A 16,661-nucleotide genomic window follows, 5' to 3' on the forward strand; every position below is an offset into this window, starting at 1 on the left:
GAGATCAGCCTACGCCGACCGCTCGACGCGCCAGTCGATCGGTTCTGCCCCCTGCTGCTCCAGCAGCTCGTTGGCCCGGGAGAACGGGCGGGAGCCGAAAAACCCACGGCTCGCCGACAGGGGTGAGGGATGCGGCGACTCGATGATCGGAACCGGCCCCAGCAGGGGCCGCAGACTGGCGGCATCCCGCCCCCACAGGACGGCGACAAGCGGCTGGTCGCGTGCTGCCAGCGTTCGAATCGCGTGCTCTGTGACAGCCTCCCAACCCCAGCCGCGGTGCGAGCCGGGAGCGCCCGGGGACACGGTGAGGACACGGTTCAGCAGCATGACACCCTGCTCGCTCCAGGCCGACAGGTCGCCGTGAGAAGCTGCCGGAATGCCGAGGTCATCGTGGAGCTCTCGATAGATGTTCCCGAGGCTCCGCGGCAAGGGCCGGACGTGAGCGTCGACAGCGAATGAGAGACCGATGGGGTGTCCGGGCGTCGGATAGGGATCCTGACCGACGATGAGAACCCGCACGTCTGCCAGCGGACGCGCGAAGGCGCGGAGGACTCGATCTCCCGCCGGTAGATAGCGCCGCCCGGCGGCGACCTCAGCCCGCAGGCGCTCCCCGATGCCCGCGATCCGATCGGCGACAGGCGAGAGAGCCTCAGCCCAGCCGCTGTCGATCAGACCGGCGTCGGCGAGCTCGGGCAGGGACATCGCCATGGGTCAGGCCGACTCCGTGACCGCGGCATCCTGCTCGATGACCGACCCCTGCCACGACCACGGGAAATCGATCCACAGGTCGGTGTCTTTCCACGACCAGTCCGGACGGATGATCGTCGTCGGCTTCGTGTAGATGACGACGCTGCGCACGATCGCGCCACGATCGGTCAGCAGACGCACCGCCAGATCGAGCGTGCGCCCGCTGTCGGCGACATCGTCTACGAGCAGGACACGACGACCGTCGAGGTAGGCCATATCCATCTCTGGGGGCAGGAGCTCGGGATCGGGAAGCACCGTGCCGATGCCGGTGTAGAACTCGACGTTGATCGCCCCGCAGTTCTTGACGCCGAGCCCGTACGCGATGGCGCCGGCAGGCAGGAGCCCGCCGCGGGCGATCGCGACGACCACATCGGGCATGAAGCCATCAGCCACGATGGTGCGGGATAGCTCACGCGTGGCATCTCCGAACCCTTGCCAGGTCAACGTTTCCCGCTCGGTCGTCACCGGTTCTCCTCTCGGTTACCCCCGCACCAGACTAGGCGGCGCCGCGGTGCTATTCTCGCGGGCATGCCCGCCGCATCCGCCCTCGACCGGTTGCGCGGAACGGGCCTGGGAATCACTGCAGGGCTGATCGGCTGGTTCATCCTCGTCGAATTCGTCAGCGGCATCATCCAGGGCTACTACGTTCCGCTCTTCAGTGACATCGTCATCGACCTCGGCATCCACGATTCGGATGTGAACTGGTTCGAAGCTGCCCAGCTGCTGCTGTCTGCGCTCGTCGTTCCGATTCTCGCGAAGCTCGGCGACATGTACGGGCACAAGCGGATTCTGCTGATCTCGTCCATCCTGACCGCTGCAGCCAGCTGGTGGCTCGTGTTCGCGGGAGACTTCTGGACCTTCCTGATCGCGTGGGCATTGCAGGGGTTCTACGTCGTCTGGCTGCCGCTGGAGGTCGCGCTCATCTTCGAGCGCGGTCGCCGCCAGAACCGCGGCGTTTCCTCCACCCGGCGCGCAGCTGGGCTCCTCGTCGTCGGACTGCAAGCCGGTGCGATCGCGGGGGCGCTTGCCGCAGGCGCGATCTTCGAAGCGACCGGCGACCTCACCGTCACGATGATGATTCCCGCGATCGCGGTCACCCTCATCGCCGGGGTCATCTGGCTCGGTGTTCCCGAGTCTGAGCCCACGACGGGTCGGCGCCTGGACACCTGGGGCTTCGTGCTGCTGACGTGGGGTCTGTTGCTGGTGACGGGCGCCCTGGTCTACATGCGCATGATCCCGCAACTCGACCTCGGCGAGAACGCGTGGTGGTGGGTGGTCGCGCTCTTTGCCGCCGGGCTTGGCGTCTTCGTCTGGTTCGTCCGGTTCGAACTGCGCCAGGACGACCCCGCGATCGACATCCGGGTCCTGCGGCGACCCGAGATGTGGCCCGTGCAGACGACTGCGTTCCTCGTGGGAATCAGCCTGCTCGGCGCCCAAGGGCCGCTGTCGACGTACGCGGGAACCGACTCATCTCTCGGCTACGGACTGGGGCTGTCGGCGTCGCAGCGCTCGTACGTGATCGGCGTGTATCTGCTCTCCCTCATCATCGGCGCCATCATCTTCGCCGTGCTGTCGCGTCGGGCCAATCCCCGACTCATCCTGATCGGCGCATCGCTTCTGGTCGGCATCGGCTACACGCTGTTCTTGCCGTTCCACCTCGAGCTCTGGCAGGTGCTGCTGAACCTCATGATCGCGGGCCTCGGCTCCGGCGCTCTCGTCGGGGCGCTGCCTGCGGCGGCTGCGGCGGCAGCCCCACGTGGACAGACCGGCATCGCCTCCGCGCTGACCAACACCACCAAGACCGTCGGCGGCGCCTTCGCGTCAGCCGTGTTCGGCGTGCTGCTTGCAGCCGGCGCCGGGGCTGTCGCCAGCGAAACCGCGGCATCCCTCGGCGGCTACCTCGCCGTCTGGGCGATCTGCGCCGGCGGCGGTTTCCTCGCAGCCCTGCTGCTGCTGTTCGTCCCGAAGGTCGCCTTCGCCGACACCGACACGAGCCAGCTCGAGGCCACCCAGGGCAGCGGGCAGCTGACCTGAGCGTGGTCGCGCCCGCCCCTGCGCTACGGGAGGCGCGGAGTGAGCGGGCCTCGGGCAAGCAGGTACTGGGCAGACTGCGCGACGGGGCGCATGGTCACAAGGTCGAGGTTGACGTGGCCGGGCGCCTCCAGGGCGTAGCCGATCACATCGGCGACGTCCTCGGCAGTGAGCGGGTTCTGCACGTCCTCGTAGACAGCCGCCGCACGGTCACGATCACCACCGACACGGTTCAGGGTGAACTCCTCGGTATAGACCATCCCGGGGGCGATCTCGATGACGCGCAGTGGCTCCCCATTGAGCTCGAGACGCAGGGCATTCACCAGCATCGACTCGGCGGCTTTCGCGGCGTTGTATCCACCACCTCCGGGGTACGCAACCTGCGCGGCAGTCGAGGTCACGAACAGCAGGTCGGCATGACCGCCGGATGCCGCACTTCGCCGCAGCTGCGGGAGCAGCGCCTGCGTCAGCCGCTGCACGGCGAGGACATTGACGTCGTACATCCACTGCCAGTCCGACACGCGGCCCTCCTCGACACGGTCAGTGCCGCGAGCACCGCCGGCGATGTGTGCAACGGAGTGCACGGCTCCGGACCCGGCGAGAAACTCCGTCAGCGCGTCGATGTCGGCATCCGTCGTGAGATCCGCAGCGAACGCAACGGCTCCGGTCTCATCCTCCAGCGCCGCGAGGCGATCGGCGCGCCGGGCGACGGCCACGACCTCCCACCCGCTCGCGCGCAGACGGCGCACCGTTGCCGCACCGATTCCCGAACTGGCTCCCGTCACCACTGCGCGTCTGGTCATGCGTCAACGCTAGCTGGCACGGGCACGCGAAGTGTTACGTCACATTTCCATGCGGTTGTTGACAACGGCACGTCTTCGTACTCTCGGTGGTGGCCGGTCGACCCGCCGACCGACCCCGAAGACGCAAGGAGCACCTCATGTCCGCACCCGAGAACTGGAAGTTCGAGACCAAGCAGATCCACTCCGGCGCCGCCCCCGACCCGACCACGAAGTCGCGCGCGACCCCGATCTACCAGACCACCTCATACGTGTTCGACAACGCCGACCACGCCCAGAACCTGTTCGCTCTGGCCGAGTTCGGCAACATCTACACCCGCATCATGAACCCGACGCAGGATGTCGTGGAGCAGCGTGTCGCGGCGCTCGAGGGTGGCAGTGGCGCCCTCCTCGTCTCGTCCGGTCAGGCTGCCGAGACCTTCGCCGTGCTGAACATCGCGCAGGCCGGCGACCACATCGTCTCGTCGAGCTCGATCTACGGCGGCACCTACAACCTCTTCAAGTACACGCTCGCCAAGCTCGGCATCGAGACGACGTTCGTCGAGAACCAGGACGACCCCGAGGAATGGCGTCGCGCCGTCCGCCCGAACACGAAGCTCTTCTTCGCCGAGACCATCGGCAACCCGAAGATCAACGTGCTCGACATCCGTTCGGTCTCGGCCGTCGCACACGAGAACGGCGTGCCGCTGATCGTCGACAACACGATCGCCACCCCGTTCCTCATCCGTCCCCTTGAGCATGGCGCCGACATCGTCATCCACTCGGCGACGAAGTTCCTCGGCGGTCACGGCACCACCATCGGCGGCATCATCGTCGACGGCGGAAAGTTCGCCTGGTCGCAGAACGTCGAGAAGTTCCCCGGTCTGACCGAGCCGGACCCCTCCTACCACGGCGCGTCCTACACGACCGCGGTCGGCGACGGCATCGCCTACATCATCAAGGCGCGCGTGCAACTGCTGCGCGACCTGGGTTCGTCCATCTCCCCGATCAGCGCCTGGCTGCTGCTGCAGGGCATCGAGACGCTCTCGCTGCGTATTGAGCGTCACGTGCAGAACGCGCAGGAGATCGCGGAGTGGCTCGAGAACCAGGATGACGTGGCGAGCGTGAACTACTCGGGTCTTCCCACCTCGCCCTGGTACGCGGCGGCCAACACCTACGCACCCAAGGGCGTCGGCGCGGTCCTGTCGTTCGAGCTCAAGGGCGGTGTCGACGCCGGTCGCGCGTTCGTCGACTCGCTCGAGCTGTTCAGCCACCTGGCCAACATCGGTGACGTGCGCTCGCTCGTGATCCACCCGGCATCCACGACCCACTCGCAGCTCACGCCCGAGCAGCAGCTCACGGCGGGCGTTACGCCGGGCCTCGTTCGCCTCTCGGTCGGTCTCGAGAACATCGAGGACCTGAAGGCTGACCTCGCCCAGGCCCTCGCAGCGGCCCGCAGCGTCGGAGCCGCAGCTAACGCCTGACCTGCATCTCGCACCCGAAGGGTCGCAACACGCCGCACGGATCCCCGATCCAGCGGCAAGTTGCGACCCTTCGGCGTTCGAGTCTGGACGCGGGAAACGTCACATTGCGACGGATGCCGGGGCGGACCCGCGAGAATAGGCGAATGGACTGGCAGACCTCGGAAGACACGGTGCCCTCATCGCCCGTGACCGAGGCCGACGCGCGCCTACTGCTGGGCAGGCCCCCGGCGACAGGCGCCTGGCGTGATGGCGACCCCGCCGGCGACCGCCGCTTCGCCGCGTTCGGCGCGTTCCGGACGGAGGGCGGCGCCGAGCTTCCCGCCTACCGCCTCGCATTCGAGACGTGGGGCGAACTCTCCCCCACGCGGGACAACGCGATCCTTATTCTCCACGCGCTGACCGGCGACTCGCACGTGCGCGGACCAGCAGGCCCGGGGCATCCCACCGACGGCTGGTGGGACGGGATCGTCGGGCCCGGAAGCGCCATCGACACGAACCGGTGGTTCGTCGTGGCTCCGAACATGCTGGGCGGATGCCAGGGCTCGACCGGACCTGCGACGATCGCCCCCGACGGGTATGAGTGGGCGGCTCGCTTCCCGTACCTCACGATCCGCGACCAGGTCCACGCGCAACGGCAGCTCGCCGACGCTCTCGGCATCGACGTGTGGGCAGCTGTCATCGGCGGATCGATGGGTGGGATGCATGCGCTCGAGTGGGCGATCGAGTACCCCGACCGGCTCGAGCGGGTCGCTGTACTGTCTGCTCCCCCGGCGAACACCGCCGACCAGATAGCCCTCAATTCGGTGCAGCTCGATGCAATCCGGGTCGACCCACGCTTCCAGGGCGGCGAGTACTACGATGCGGCCGACGGCGACGGACCGCATCGCGGGCTCGCTCTTGCACGGCGCATGGCCCTGCTCAACTACCGTTCCCCCACCGAGCTCAACCAGCGTTTCCAGCGCTCCTGGCAGTCAGAGGTCAGCCCTCTGGGCGACGGTGGCCGGTTCGCGGTCGAGTCGTACCTCGATTTCCACGGCAACCGCTTTACGCGCCGCTTCGATGCGAACACCTACATCACGCTCGTGGAGGCGATGAACTCGCACGACGTCGGCCGCGATCGCGGGGGCATCGAAGATGCCCTGTCTCGCGTGAGCGCCACCGCGCTCGTCGTCGGCATCGACAGTGACAGGCTCTTCCCCATCGAGGGACAACATCGCATCGCCCGCGGCATCCGCACCACTCTCGACGGCGATCAGGCAGCGGTCATCTCGAGCGACTTCGGCCACGACGGCTTCCTCATCGAGACGCCGACAGTGAGCACCCATCTTCGCCGGCTCCTGGAGAGCTGATCGCGGAGTCCGGCGGTGTCAGTCCTCGTTACTGAGGGCCTGCTCGAAGCGCTCAAGCTTTCCGTCGAGTTCGCCGGTATAGCCCGGGCGGATGTCGGCCTTGAGCACGAGCGAGACCCGTGAACCGTACGCGCCGACGGCCTCGGTGGCAGCCTTCACGACCGCGAACACTTCGTCCCACTCCCCCTCGATCTCGGTGAACATCGACGACGTACGATTCGGCAGTCCCGACTCCCGAACGATCCGCACGGCCGCTGCGACGGCGTCGTGGACGGATCCGTCGGCGTTACCGGTACCGCTAGGGGCGACGGAGAAGGCAACGATCATGAGGCAGACCTTTCGCTGACGGATACCGGGCGTCTGCGCGGCGCCCGGGTCGAGGCAGACCCGCCCTCGCGGGCAACGCGCACCAGATGGATGACCGACCACGCGAACATCACCACGAGAGCGAGATTTCGCGCGGTGAGCAGGGCGACAACCCCCGGGGCGGGGTGGTCTGTCATGAGGAAGTTGTAGTAGATCGGGTAGACGATCTGCGTCAGAAGCCCAGCTGCCACCGCGACGGCGGCGGGCCGCATCCAGGTCGCACGGTCGACCACAAGCCCGTAGACCAGAGGCGCCACGATCCAGGTCATGTACTGGGGCGAGCCAACCTTGTTGACGACGATGAAGGCGAGGACCAGGGCGAACGCCAGCGCCGGATACAGCCGCACGATGTGCGCTCCACGGCGCACTCCCCACAGCCCGAGCAGCAGCAACGCCAGCACGGATGCCGCCAGCAGCGGCGTCATGAGGGCGATCACGGCGTCGACACCGGGGCCGGTGACCTGGAACGTGAGCAGGTCGCTGGAGTAGTACACCCGGGACCCGAAGACGTCGAACGCCGAGAACCACATGTACACGGCGGACACGGGAGCTTCGATCTGCAGGCCCCTGCCGGTCTGGTCGCTGATGAAGCCGAACAGATACCGTCCACCGCCGAGCGCGACCACCACCGCGATGGTGGCTGCCGATACGACGACGGCACCGCCGACGATGGCAAGGCGACGTCGCACCGCGACAACGGCTGCCGCCAGAAGTGCGGCTGGCCACACCTTGATCCAGGTGCCGACGGCAAGCAATGCTGATCCGAGCCACGGCCGGCGTACGAGCCACAGGCATCCCATGATCGCGAGCGGAACCGCGATCCCTTCGAGGCGATACATTCCGACGGGCCCGAGCGCAACCAGGAAGGTGAGCCAGAACGCGGCGGCGATCGTCCGCCCGCGAGATCGCGCGTCACCGAGCAGCACGGCAAATGCGACGGCGTCCACGAGTGTCACGAGAATCGCCCAGGCCGGCGTGTACGACACCGCGGCTTCGAACAACCAGGCCGCGAGCATGGGAACGAGCGCCAGAGCCGGATAGACCCACGGCTCGGTGATCCCGACGATCTGCCGTCCCGACGTCCCGCAGTAATCCATGATGCCGAGTGCGCAGCCCGACCAGGGCTCGTAGACCAGGTACACATCGCCCATCGGTGCGTTCGGGAGCTGGTAGCCCGCTACTGCAACGAATCCGTGTACGAGGGCGAACGCCACCCACATCCAACCCCGCCGTCCCACGCAACCATCCTACGGAAGCGGTGAGGTCCACCCCGCCAGCCCGCCGGTCGCGCAGATCACGATTCGATGAGCATTGGCGTCGTCTCGGGGCCCCCGAGAAGGCGGCCCACGACGAGCGGGAGATGCTCGGCGACATCCAGCGCCGTGATCGGTCCGCCGGCTACGGCCTCCGACGCGGTCTGGGCGGCCTGGCCATGGAGCCATGCAGCAGTCGCAGCACACGCGGCAAGCGAAACTGTCGCGCGTCGCGCAGCCGCCCCGGCTGTGACAGCCCCGAGGATCCCTGCCAGGACGTCCCCGGTCCCGGCAGTTGCGAGCCACGACGTCGGAGCTTCGATCTCGCACTCCCAGCCCTCCGGGGACGCGACCACGGTGGTGGCGCCTTTCAGGAGGACCACGGCGTCCAGCGCCGCCGCGGTCTCGGCTGCACCCGCCGCGCTGCGGGCACCGTCCGGGTCGAGTCCGAGCGCAGCGCGGAGCTTGGCATGCTCGCCGGCGTGCGGTGTGATGACTAACGGAGCTGTAGCAGATGCCGCCAGATCGATTGCGCCGGCATCGACGACGACAGGATCGGGCCCGTCGAGAACGTGGCGCAACATGCGCGTCTCGGCATCCGTCCGATCTTCGGAGCTCGTACCCGAACCGATGACCCACGCCTGGACGCGGCCGCCAGCTGTGACGGTCTCGGGACGCCGCGCCAGTACGAGCCGTGTGGGTCGAGCCGGGCCAAGGTAGCGCACCATGCCGATGCCCGTGCGCCAGGCACCTTCGACACCGAGCACAGCGGCACCGGGGAACTGCCGCGACCCGGTCCGCAAGCCGACGACGCCGCGGGAATACTTGTCGTCGTGAGCGGTTGGTCTTCCCAGGACGCGGCGCGCGTCATCCGCCGCCCATGACCGCAACATGCGAGCAACCCTACCTCTGGAGAATCGATGAGTCTGCTGTTCACCCCCGTCGAGCTCGGTTCGCTGCGGGCCCGCAACCGCCTGTGGGTCGCCCCCATGTGTCAGTACAGCTCGGTAAACGGGATGCCGAACACGTGGCATCTCACCCACCTCAGCTCGTTCGCGACCGGCGGCGCGGGTCTGGTCATGACCGAGGCGACCGCGGTCAGCCCCGAGGGCCGGATCAGCCCTGAGGACACGGGAATCTGGAACGACCGCCAGCGCGATGCCTGGGCACCGATCGCTGCTGAGATCCGTGCTCGCGGCGCTCTTGCCGCAATCCAGCTCGCGCACGCGGGTCGGAAGGCGTCGACGTGGTCCCCGCTGAAAGCAGGTCGCGGGACTGTGCCGGCAGCCGACGGCGGGTGGCAGCCGCTCGCGCCTTCACCGATCGCCTACGAGGGCTACGCTGTCCCCGAGGAGATGGACGACGCCGCAATCGCGAAGGTCGTCGAGGACTTCGCGGCAGCCGCCCGCCGCAGCGTCGAAGCCGGCTTCGATGTGCTGGAGGTTCATGCCGCGCACGGCTACCTGCTCCACGAGTTCCTCTCGCCGCTGTCGAATCAGCGAACAGACTCCTACGGCGGTTCGCTCGAAAACCGAGCCCGACTGCTCCTCGAGGTGATCGGCGCCGTCCGGGCTGCCGCGCCGACCACCCCCGTGATGGTGCGATTCTCGGCTACAGACTGGGCTGAGGGCGGCTGGGATGTCGCGGAGACCGCGACGGTAGCCGCCTGGACGGCTGAGCACGGCGCCGTGTTCATCGATATCTCCAGCGGCGGTCTCGTCGCGCACCAGCGGGTCATCGCGGGTCCGGGCTACCAAGTGCCGTTCGCCCGTGAAGTGCGAGAGCGAGCGGGAGTTCCCGTGAGCGCGGTGGGGATGATCACCGCGGGCACACAGGCCGAGGAGGTTCTCGCGTCAGGCGCCGCGGATGCCGTCATGGCAGCGCGCGAGTGGCTGCGCGATCCTCACTTCGCCCTGCGCGCTGCGGCAGAGCTCGGCGTCGATATCGACTACTGGCCCGCGCAGTACGAGCGTGCCCGCCCCACGCGGATCGTGTGAGCGCGGACCCTACCGTTCGATTCGCCAGCCTCGACGGGTGGCATCCTGTACCTCACCGACGAGTTCTTCGATGACATCCTCGAGAAAAAGAACACCGGTGATGGTGCCGCTCGCGTCGCGTACCTGAGCCAGGTGTCGTCCCTGCTCCCGCATGAGAGCAAGAGCATCCTCGAGGTCGGTGTTCTCCGTCACGGGCACCATGTGGTGGATGCGAGCGGGGTCGATCGGCCGCACGACGTCAGTCGCGGCGTCCTCTCCCTCGGCAGCTCGCAGGATGTCTTTGAGGTGGACGTAGCCGAGCGGAATACCCGCAGGGTCCACGATGACGTATCGCGAGAATCCGTTCTTGGCGACGGCACGCTCGATCTGCTTGGGCGTCGAGTTCTGCGGCAGTGTCAGCAGATCAGCGAGCGGAACAGCGATATCGCGGGCCTTCTTCTCCGTGAACTCGACGACTGCCGCTACCGTGCCCGCGGTGTCCTCGAGCACGCCCTCCATTCGCGACTGCGCCACGATCGTCGCGACCTCTTCGAGCGTGTAGGTCGAGGTCGCTTCATTCTTGGGCTCGACCCGGAACAACCGCACGACGTGATTGGCGATCCAGTTGAGCGTCACGATGACCGGGTGGAAGACCTTCGAGACCCACACGAGCGGCGGCGCGAGCATCAGCACGGCACGATCGGGAACCGAGAACGCGAGGTTCTTGGGAACCATCTCGCCGAACACGACATGCAGGTACGAGACAACCACGAGGGCGATGACGAACGCGATGACATCGACTGCCGCATCGCTCAGCCCCGTGAGTTCGAGCGGCACCGCCAAGAGGTGGTGGATCGCGGGCTCTGAGACGTTCAGGATCAGCAAAGAACAGATGGTGATACCCAGCTGCGAAGTCGCCAGCATGAGCGTCGCGTGCTCCATGGCGTACAGCGACGTCTTGGCGGCCCGCGAGCCGCGCTCAGCCAACGGCTCGATCTGCGACCTGCGCGCGGAGATGACAGCGAACTCAGCACCGACGAAGAAGGCGTTGGCCACCAGCAGGACGACCAACCAAGCCAGGCCTGCCCAGTCACTCACGAGGACACCTCCTCGTCGGCATCCTCACCGGGAAGGGCGACGGGGACGAACCTCACCCGATCCACCCGCCTGCCGGCCATCCTCTCCACAGACAGGGTTCCCTCCTCGAGCTCGACGGTGTCTCCCACGACGGGGATCCGTTCGAGTTCGCTCATGAGGTAACCACCGACGGTGTCGTACACGTCGCCCACGGGAATGCGGATGCCGATTCGGTCGAGCACCTCGTCGGGCCGAAGCTCCCCGGGGAAGACGACATCCCGCTCGATGCGGACGATGTCGGTGCGACGCCGGTCGTGCTCGTCGAGGACTTCACCGACGATCTCTTCGACCAGGTCCTCGAGGGTGACGACTCCGGCGGTGCCGCCATATTCATCGACGACGATCGCCATCTGGTACCCGCGGGAACGGAGCTCAGCCAGCAGCGCGTCCAGGTGCACGGCTTCGGGCACGCGGAGCGGCTCGGTCGCGATTGCGCCCACCGGAACCGTTCCGCGTCTGCCACGGGGAACACCCACTGCAGCCTTGAGGTGAGCGATCCCGACGATGTCATCCATCGACTCCTCGTACACCGGAAAGCGGCTGTGACCCGTGGATCGCGCGAGCTGGATGACGTCTTCGACGGAGTCGTCAGCGGCGAGCGCGTGGACACTCGGGCGCGGCGTCATGACATCCGCGGCGGTCAGGCGCGCGAAGGTGAGGGAGCGATCGAGCAGTGACGCGGTGTCCTGTTCCAGGACACCGGCGCTCGCCGATCGGCGCACGAGGCTCGAGAGCTCCTCTGCCGAGCGCGCACCCGAGAGCTCTTCCTTGGGCTCGATTCCCACCGCGCGAAGGAACGCGTTGGCACTTCCGTTGAGAACGACGATCGCAGGGCGAAACACGGTCGTGAAGGCAGTCTGAAACGGCACGACAAGTTTCGCCGTCTGTCTCGGGACCGCGAGTGCGAAGTTCTTCGGCACGAGCTCGCCGATCACCATCGAGAAGATGGTGGCGATGGCCACACCGATGATCGCAGCGAGCGGGCTGACGACGGCATCGGGCCAACCCCACCCCGTGAAGACCGGACGCAACAGGCTCGAAATCGCCGGCTCCATCGTGTAACCGGTGAGCAGTGTCGTCAGCGTGATCCCCAGTTGAGCACTGGACAGGTGCGTCGAGGTGATCTTGAGCGCGCTGATCGTCAGCGAGAGGCGTGTCTCTCCCGCGGCCTGGCGCGCTTCGAGGTCGGCGCGATCGAGGTTGACCAGCGCGAACTCGCTGGCGACGAACAGTCCCGTCCCGATCGTGAGCAGGAGCCCCACCCCCAGCATGATGAACTCCATCACGCATCACCCCCGGTCTGGGGTGCGGGTCGGTGGGGCGATCGTCGGCAACTCGGAGGGTCGTCCATCGTGAGACGAGTCTACCCGGCGAGATGCCGACCCCGGACGGCGAACCCGTACGCACAGGCGCACCGCCCCACGTGCGCGGCATTTCGGCGCATCTGCGGCTCATCAATGCGCAGCATCTGCACAGAACTGCAGCGCACGGACGTGACAGGGCGCCGGAACCGGGCCTGACCCGCGCGCTGCTACTGGCCGCCAGGTCTCCTCCCCCGTGCGTCTGCTCCGGCACACATCCACCGCGGCACTCCGCACGGAGATGCCGCACGGAGCGATGAACCGAGGATGCTTCCGTGCGCCCATTGCCCGAGATCGACACAATTCGCCGTTCCGAGCGGATGGAACCGTTGGACAATCGGCGCCTGCGGCGCGCCCTCAAGGCGGGCACCTGGGTAAAGGTCGCACCCGGGGCGTTTGTCCGCTCCGATCACTGGCTCATGCTCACACCGATCGAGCGCCACCGCGTGCGTGTTCACGAAGTCGCGCGTCGTCTTGCGCCCGGCGCGGTCATCTCACACTCCGCTGCGGCAGCGGAGCACGGCATCGACATGCTGGATCCCTGGCCAGAGGCCATCGATGTGACCTGCGGGCCTGCAACGGGCGGACGCTCCAGTGGCGTCGTTCGCCGTCATACCCGCGACCGGCGGATGCTCGAGGTGATGCCGTTCGGTCACCACATGATCACGACGCCGGCACAGACCGCGCTTGACCTCGCCCGCTCCCTTCGGTTCCTTCCCGCCGTCGCCAGTATCGATCAAGCGATCTGGGCCGGTCGGCCGGGCGGAGAACTCACCGACATCGACAGCATTCACGCACTGTGGACTCGCGACCCGCACCATCGCGGACAGGTCCGGGCGCTGCGGGCGCTGTCGTTCGCGGAACCCGGAGCTGCCAACGTTCGCGAATCCCACTGCCGTGTGGAGATCGCACGACTGGGATTTCCGCGGCCTCGGCTGCAAGAGCGGCGCGTCCTGCGCACCGGAAGACTTGTCTTCGCCGACTTCTACTTTCCCGAGGCTGACCATTGGGGCGAATTCGACGGTGAAGGGAAGTACCGGGATGCCGCGCTCCGTCGCCCAGGTCACGACGCAGCCGACGCGGTGATAGACGAGAAGAATCGTGAGAACGAGATTCGACGTGAAGTGCGCGGGTTCTCGCGGTGGGACCGCGCGGATGTTGAGCATCCGCGTCGCCTCTACGACATCCTCACGGGCGACGGACTGGCCAGCGCCCTGCCCCGACCCTGACCGCTGCTCGCCGAGCGGAGCACGCACGCGCGTTCGCCAGCTGCCAGCACCCGTGTGCTGCTGTTGTGTGCAGCCGCGGCGCTTCTATTCGCAGCACCTGCACACAACAGCAGCACTCAGGAGATTTACGCTCCGCGGACAGGCGAGCCCCACCCGGACGGCGAACATCACCAGCTGACGGGGAGCGCCTTGCCTTCCTCGTAGCCGGCGGCCGATTGCAGACCGACGAGCGCGCGCTCGTGGAACTCGGGGACCGAGGCGGCACCGGCGTAGGTGAACGACGAGCGAACGCCGGAGGTGATCATGTCGATGAGGTCTTCGAGGCCGGGTCGCTGCGGGTCGAGGTAGATCTTCGACGACGAAATCCCCTCGGCGAACAGCTCCTTGCGTGCTCGTTCGTAGGCATCCAGGCGACCGAATCGCGCCTGCACTGCCTTGGTCGAGGCCATCCCCCACGACTCCTTGTAGAGGTTGCCGGCAGCGTCGCGTTGCAGCGATCCGGGAGCCTCGATCGTTCCGGCGAACCACGAACCGATCATGACGGATGCTGCGCCGGCTGCCAGTGCCAGGGCAACGTCGCGCGGGTAACGCACACCGCCGTCGGCCCACACATGAGCACCGGCGGCGCGGGCCGCAAGCGCGGTCTCATGGACAGCCGAGAACTGCGGTCGCCCCACGGCGGTCATCATGCGGGTCGTGCACATCGCACCCGGCCCGACGCCGACCTTGATGATGTTCGCGCCGGCCGAAACAAGGTCGCCGACGCCGGCGCTGGTGACCACGTTTCCAGCCACAAGCGGCACACCGAGGTCCAGGGCCGACACGGTTCGCAGCGCGCCCAGCATCCCCTCTTGATGACCATGCGCGGTGTCGAGCACCAGGACATCCACACCGGCGGCCACGAGCGCGCGTGCCTTACCGGCGACATCGCCATTGATACCCACGGCTGCTGCGACGATGAGGCGACCGTCTCGGTCAACGGCGGGTTGGTACAGCGTCGCGCGCAGGGCACTTCGACGAGATAGGGTCCCGACGACCCGTCCGTGGTGGACGACGCAGACGATCTCAGCATCAGCCGCGACGATGACATCGAACGCGTGCCGAGCCGACTCGATATCGTCGGCATCAACAGACGCGGGTCGCCCGCGGGTGAGATCGCCCAGACGCGCGTCCGGGAGCGCAGACCCCAGGCGGACCGCGGTCACGATGCCCTGAACATCCTCGATCATGAGACGGTCGGTGGGCCGCGCGACGATCACGCCGTAGCCCTCCGTCGGAGGCAGCAGGGTCGTTGCGTCGGCAACTGTCGCGTCGGGGGGAAGAACGAGCGGCGTGTCCCAGGCGGCAGGCTGGTCCTTGACCCAGCGGATCGCGGCATCCAGCTCCTGCAGAGGAAGGTCTTGCGGAAGAACTCCGAGCCCGCCCCGGCGCGCGAGCGTGGCGGCAAGGCGCGCTCCCGTGACCGAATTCATGTTTGCCGAAACGAGCGGGATGGTGGCTGCAGTCCCATCGCGCGGGGAGAGGTCGACCTCGAGTCTGCTCCCCACGCCCGATCGGCGGGGAACGAGGAAGACGTCCGAGTAGGTCAGGTCGAAGGCCGGCGCATCACCGTAGAACTCCATGTGGGCCAAGCGTACCCGTCCATGGTCTCAGCGGAATCGTGACCAATTCGCGGCGCAGCTCAGGGTTCGGATGGCCTGCCGGGGTGTTTGGACGGACTACGCTGGTCTGTTGAACGACGCGGGCGCGACGACGATAGTCCGCGACGACAATCGTGACGAAAGCGGGCGATCTAACGTGTCGAGTCAGGTGACCGGCGTCGGAGTGTCGAACGAAAGTGAGTTCGGCGCCAACGAGTGGCTCGTTGAAGAGCTGTACGAGCAGTTCCGACAAGACCGCAACTCGGTAGACAAGGCCTGGTGGCCGGTGCTCGAGGCCTACCACTCTGCCACCGAGAACGGCGCGAAGCCGTCCGGCGAGAACGGCGCGAAGCCCGCGGGAGAGAACGCGGCCGCGAAGCCTGCGTCGAACGACGCGCATCCGGTCACCGCACCCACCCCGGTGATCGGCTCGCAGCCCGTTGCGCGAACGACAGCTCGTCCCGCCTCCGCCCAGCCGATTCCGGCGCAAGCCCCCGACACCGCACGCGCGGCATCCGATGCCCCGCCGTCCGAGGACACGGTGACCGTCCTCAAGGGGATGCCGAAGACGCTCGCTGCGAACATGGATGAGTCGCTCACCGTTCCTACCGCGACGAGTGTGCGCACCGTTCCCGCCAAGCTCATGATCGACAACCGGATCGTGATCAACAACCACATGGCGCGCACCCGAGGCGGGAAGGTGAGCTTCACGCACCTCATCGGGTGGGCCATCATTCGTGCCCTCACCGAGTTCCCGAGCCAGAACGTGTTCTACGCCGAGATCGACGGGAAGCCGTCGGTTGTCGCGCCGGCACACGTGAACCTCGGGATCGCAATCGATCTCCCGAAGCCCGACGGCACGCGTGCGCTCTTGGTGCCCAGCATCAAGCACGCCGACACCCTGACCTTCGCCGAGTACCTGTCGGCCTACGAAGACCTGGTCTCCCGCGCCCGCAAAAACAAGCTCACAGCTGCAGACTTCCAGAACACGACGATCTCGCTCACCAACCCCGGTGGAATCGGCACCGTGCACTCCGTCCCCCGTCTCATGAAGGGGCAGGGATGCATCGTCGGCGCCGGCGCGCTCGAATACCCGGCCGAGTTCCAAGGTGCGAGCGAGAAGACCCTCAATGAGTTGGCGATCGGCAAGACGATCACCCTCACGAGCACGTACGACCACCGCGTCATCCAGGGCGCCGGCTCGGGAGAGTTCCTCAAGAAGATCCACGAGCTGCTCATCGGCGAGCGCCGCTTCTACGAAGACATCTTCGCGGAGCTGCGCATCCCCTACGCGCCGATTCACTGGAAC

15 protein-coding genes are annotated in these 16,661 nt (G+C 67.1%); 6 read left to right on the top strand and 9 right to left on the bottom strand.

Annotation, left to right across the window (positions count from 1 at the left end; genetic code table 11):
* Window positions 1-9: 9 nt before the first annotated feature.
* Window positions 10-708: a uracil-DNA glycosylase gene (locus ACQVDU_RS10095; RefSeq protein WP_300593726.1), complete on the bottom strand. Its 699-nt coding sequence runs from the start codon at window positions 706-708 to the stop codon at window positions 10-12.
* 3 nt (window positions 709-711) lie between these two features.
* Window positions 712-1,212 (bottom strand): phosphoribosyltransferase, encoded by a 501-nt coding sequence (locus ACQVDU_RS10100; protein WP_300593729.1) that lies wholly within the window; start codon window positions 1,210-1,212, stop codon window positions 712-714.
* A gap of 63 nt (window positions 1,213-1,275) precedes the next feature.
* Between ACQVDU_RS10100 and ACQVDU_RS10105 the strand changes: the two genes are divergently transcribed.
* Entirely contained in the window at window positions 1,276-2,781 is a 1,506-nt protein-coding gene (locus ACQVDU_RS10105) for an MFS transporter (protein ID WP_300593732.1), read from the top strand.
* Between the two features lie 23 nt (window positions 2,782-2,804).
* Here ACQVDU_RS10105 and ACQVDU_RS10110 read toward each other — a convergent pair whose 3' ends face one another.
* Window positions 2,805-3,581: an SDR family oxidoreductase gene (locus ACQVDU_RS10110; protein ID WP_443477033.1), complete on the bottom strand. Its 777-nt coding sequence runs from the start codon at window positions 3,579-3,581 to the stop codon at window positions 2,805-2,807.
* 137 nt (window positions 3,582-3,718) lie between these two features.
* Between ACQVDU_RS10110 and ACQVDU_RS10115 the strand changes: the two genes are divergently transcribed.
* Together ACQVDU_RS10115 and metX are read left to right on the top strand one after the other, a co-directional pair.
* Window positions 3,719-5,041 (top strand): bifunctional o-acetylhomoserine/o-acetylserine sulfhydrylase, encoded by a 1,323-nt coding sequence (locus ACQVDU_RS10115; protein ID WP_443477034.1) that lies wholly within the window; start codon window positions 3,719-3,721, stop codon window positions 5,039-5,041.
* Between the two features lie 143 nt (window positions 5,042-5,184).
* Window positions 5,185-6,390: a homoserine O-acetyltransferase MetX gene (metX, locus tag ACQVDU_RS10120; RefSeq protein WP_443477035.1), complete on the top strand. Its 1,206-nt coding sequence runs from the start codon at window positions 5,185-5,187 to the stop codon at window positions 6,388-6,390.
* A gap of 18 nt (window positions 6,391-6,408) precedes the next feature.
* Here the strand turns inward: metX and ACQVDU_RS10125 are convergent, their stop codons facing one another.
* The 3 genes from ACQVDU_RS10125 to ACQVDU_RS10135 are packed head-to-tail and all read right to left on the bottom strand — an operon-like array spanning window position 6,409 to window position 8,902.
* Window positions 6,409-6,717, bottom strand: coding sequence for a thiamine-binding protein (locus ACQVDU_RS10125; RefSeq protein WP_443477036.1), 309 nt, complete (start codon window positions 6,715-6,717; stop codon window positions 6,409-6,411).
* Entirely contained in the window at window positions 6,714-7,994 is a 1,281-nt protein-coding gene (locus ACQVDU_RS10130; RefSeq protein WP_300594196.1) for a hypothetical protein, read from the bottom strand. Before ACQVDU_RS10130 ends, ACQVDU_RS10125 begins: the two co-directional genes overlap by 4 nt.
* 56 nt (window positions 7,995-8,050) lie before the next feature.
* Window positions 8,051-8,902 (bottom strand): ADP-dependent NAD(P)H-hydrate dehydratase, encoded by an 852-nt coding sequence (locus ACQVDU_RS10135; protein WP_300594198.1) that lies wholly within the window; start codon window positions 8,900-8,902, stop codon window positions 8,051-8,053.
* A gap of 27 nt (window positions 8,903-8,929) precedes the next feature.
* Between ACQVDU_RS10135 and ACQVDU_RS10140 the strand changes: the two genes are divergently transcribed.
* Window positions 8,930-10,006, top strand: coding sequence for an NADH:flavin oxidoreductase/NADH oxidase (locus ACQVDU_RS10140; RefSeq protein WP_300594201.1), 1,077 nt, complete (start codon window positions 8,930-8,932; stop codon window positions 10,004-10,006).
* A 9-nt stretch (window positions 10,007-10,015) separates the two neighbouring features.
* Here ACQVDU_RS10140 and ACQVDU_RS10145 read toward each other — a convergent pair whose 3' ends face one another.
* Complete coding sequence (locus ACQVDU_RS10145; RefSeq protein WP_443477037.1) at window positions 10,016-11,083, bottom strand: hemolysin family protein; 1,068 nt, start codon at window positions 11,081-11,083, stop codon at window positions 10,016-10,018.
* Window positions 11,080-12,405: a hemolysin family protein gene (locus ACQVDU_RS10150; RefSeq protein WP_443477048.1), complete on the bottom strand. Its 1,326-nt coding sequence runs from the start codon at window positions 12,403-12,405 to the stop codon at window positions 11,080-11,082. The genes ACQVDU_RS10145 and ACQVDU_RS10150 overlap by 4 nt, the downstream gene beginning before the upstream one ends.
* 353 nt (window positions 12,406-12,758) lie before the next feature.
* Between ACQVDU_RS10150 and ACQVDU_RS10155 the strand changes: the two genes are divergently transcribed.
* Entirely contained in the window at window positions 12,759-13,712 is a 954-nt protein-coding gene (locus ACQVDU_RS10155) for a hypothetical protein (protein WP_443477038.1), read from the top strand.
* A gap of 167 nt (window positions 13,713-13,879) precedes the next feature.
* Here the strand turns inward: ACQVDU_RS10155 and ACQVDU_RS10160 are convergent, their stop codons facing one another.
* Window positions 13,880-15,334 (bottom strand): GuaB1 family IMP dehydrogenase-related protein, encoded by a 1,455-nt coding sequence (locus ACQVDU_RS10160; RefSeq protein WP_443477039.1) that lies wholly within the window; start codon window positions 15,332-15,334, stop codon window positions 13,880-13,882.
* 175 nt (window positions 15,335-15,509) lie between these two features.
* On the opposite strand from ACQVDU_RS10160, the gene ACQVDU_RS10165 reads away from it, so the two are divergent.
* Window positions 15,510-16,661: 2-oxo acid dehydrogenase subunit E2 (locus tag ACQVDU_RS10165; protein WP_443477049.1), on the top strand; the 1,152-nt coding region annotated here is incomplete at its 3' end.

It is taken from the genome of Microbacterium sp. F2, from assembly GCF_052274505.1.
Taxonomy (GTDB): Bacteria; Actinomycetota; Actinomycetes; order Actinomycetales; family Microbacteriaceae; genus Microbacterium.

Coding starts and splice junctions, on each gene's coding strand:
- ACQVDU_RS10095 (WP_300593726.1), bottom strand. CDS start 708: ATGGCGATGTCCCTGCCCGAGCTCGCCGACGCCGGTCTGATCGACAGC.
- ACQVDU_RS10105 (WP_300593732.1), top strand. CDS start 1,276: ATGCCCGCCGCATCCGCCCTCGACCGGTTGCGCGGAACGGGCCTGGGA.
- ACQVDU_RS10110 (WP_443477033.1), bottom strand. CDS start 3,581: ATGACCAGACGCGCAGTGGTGACGGGAGCCAGTTCGGGAATCGGTGCG.
- ACQVDU_RS10115 (WP_443477034.1), top strand. CDS start 3,719: ATGTCCGCACCCGAGAACTGGAAGTTCGAGACCAAGCAGATCCACTCC.
- metX (WP_443477035.1), top strand. CDS start 5,185: ATGGACTGGCAGACCTCGGAAGACACGGTGCCCTCATCGCCCGTGACC.
- ACQVDU_RS10125 (WP_443477036.1), bottom strand. CDS start 6,717: ATGATCGTTGCCTTCTCCGTCGCCCCTAGCGGTACCGGTAACGCCGAC.
- ACQVDU_RS10135 (WP_300594198.1), bottom strand. CDS start 8,902: ATGTTGCGGTCATGGGCGGCGGATGACGCGCGCCGCGTCCTGGGAAGA.
- ACQVDU_RS10140 (WP_300594201.1), top strand. CDS start 8,930: ATGAGTCTGCTGTTCACCCCCGTCGAGCTCGGTTCGCTGCGGGCCCGC.
- ACQVDU_RS10150 (WP_443477048.1), bottom strand. CDS start 12,405: ATGGAGTTCATCATGCTGGGGGTGGGGCTCCTGCTCACGATCGGGACG.
- ACQVDU_RS10160 (WP_443477039.1), bottom strand. CDS start 15,334: ATGGAGTTCTACGGTGATGCGCCGGCCTTCGACCTGACCTACTCGGAC.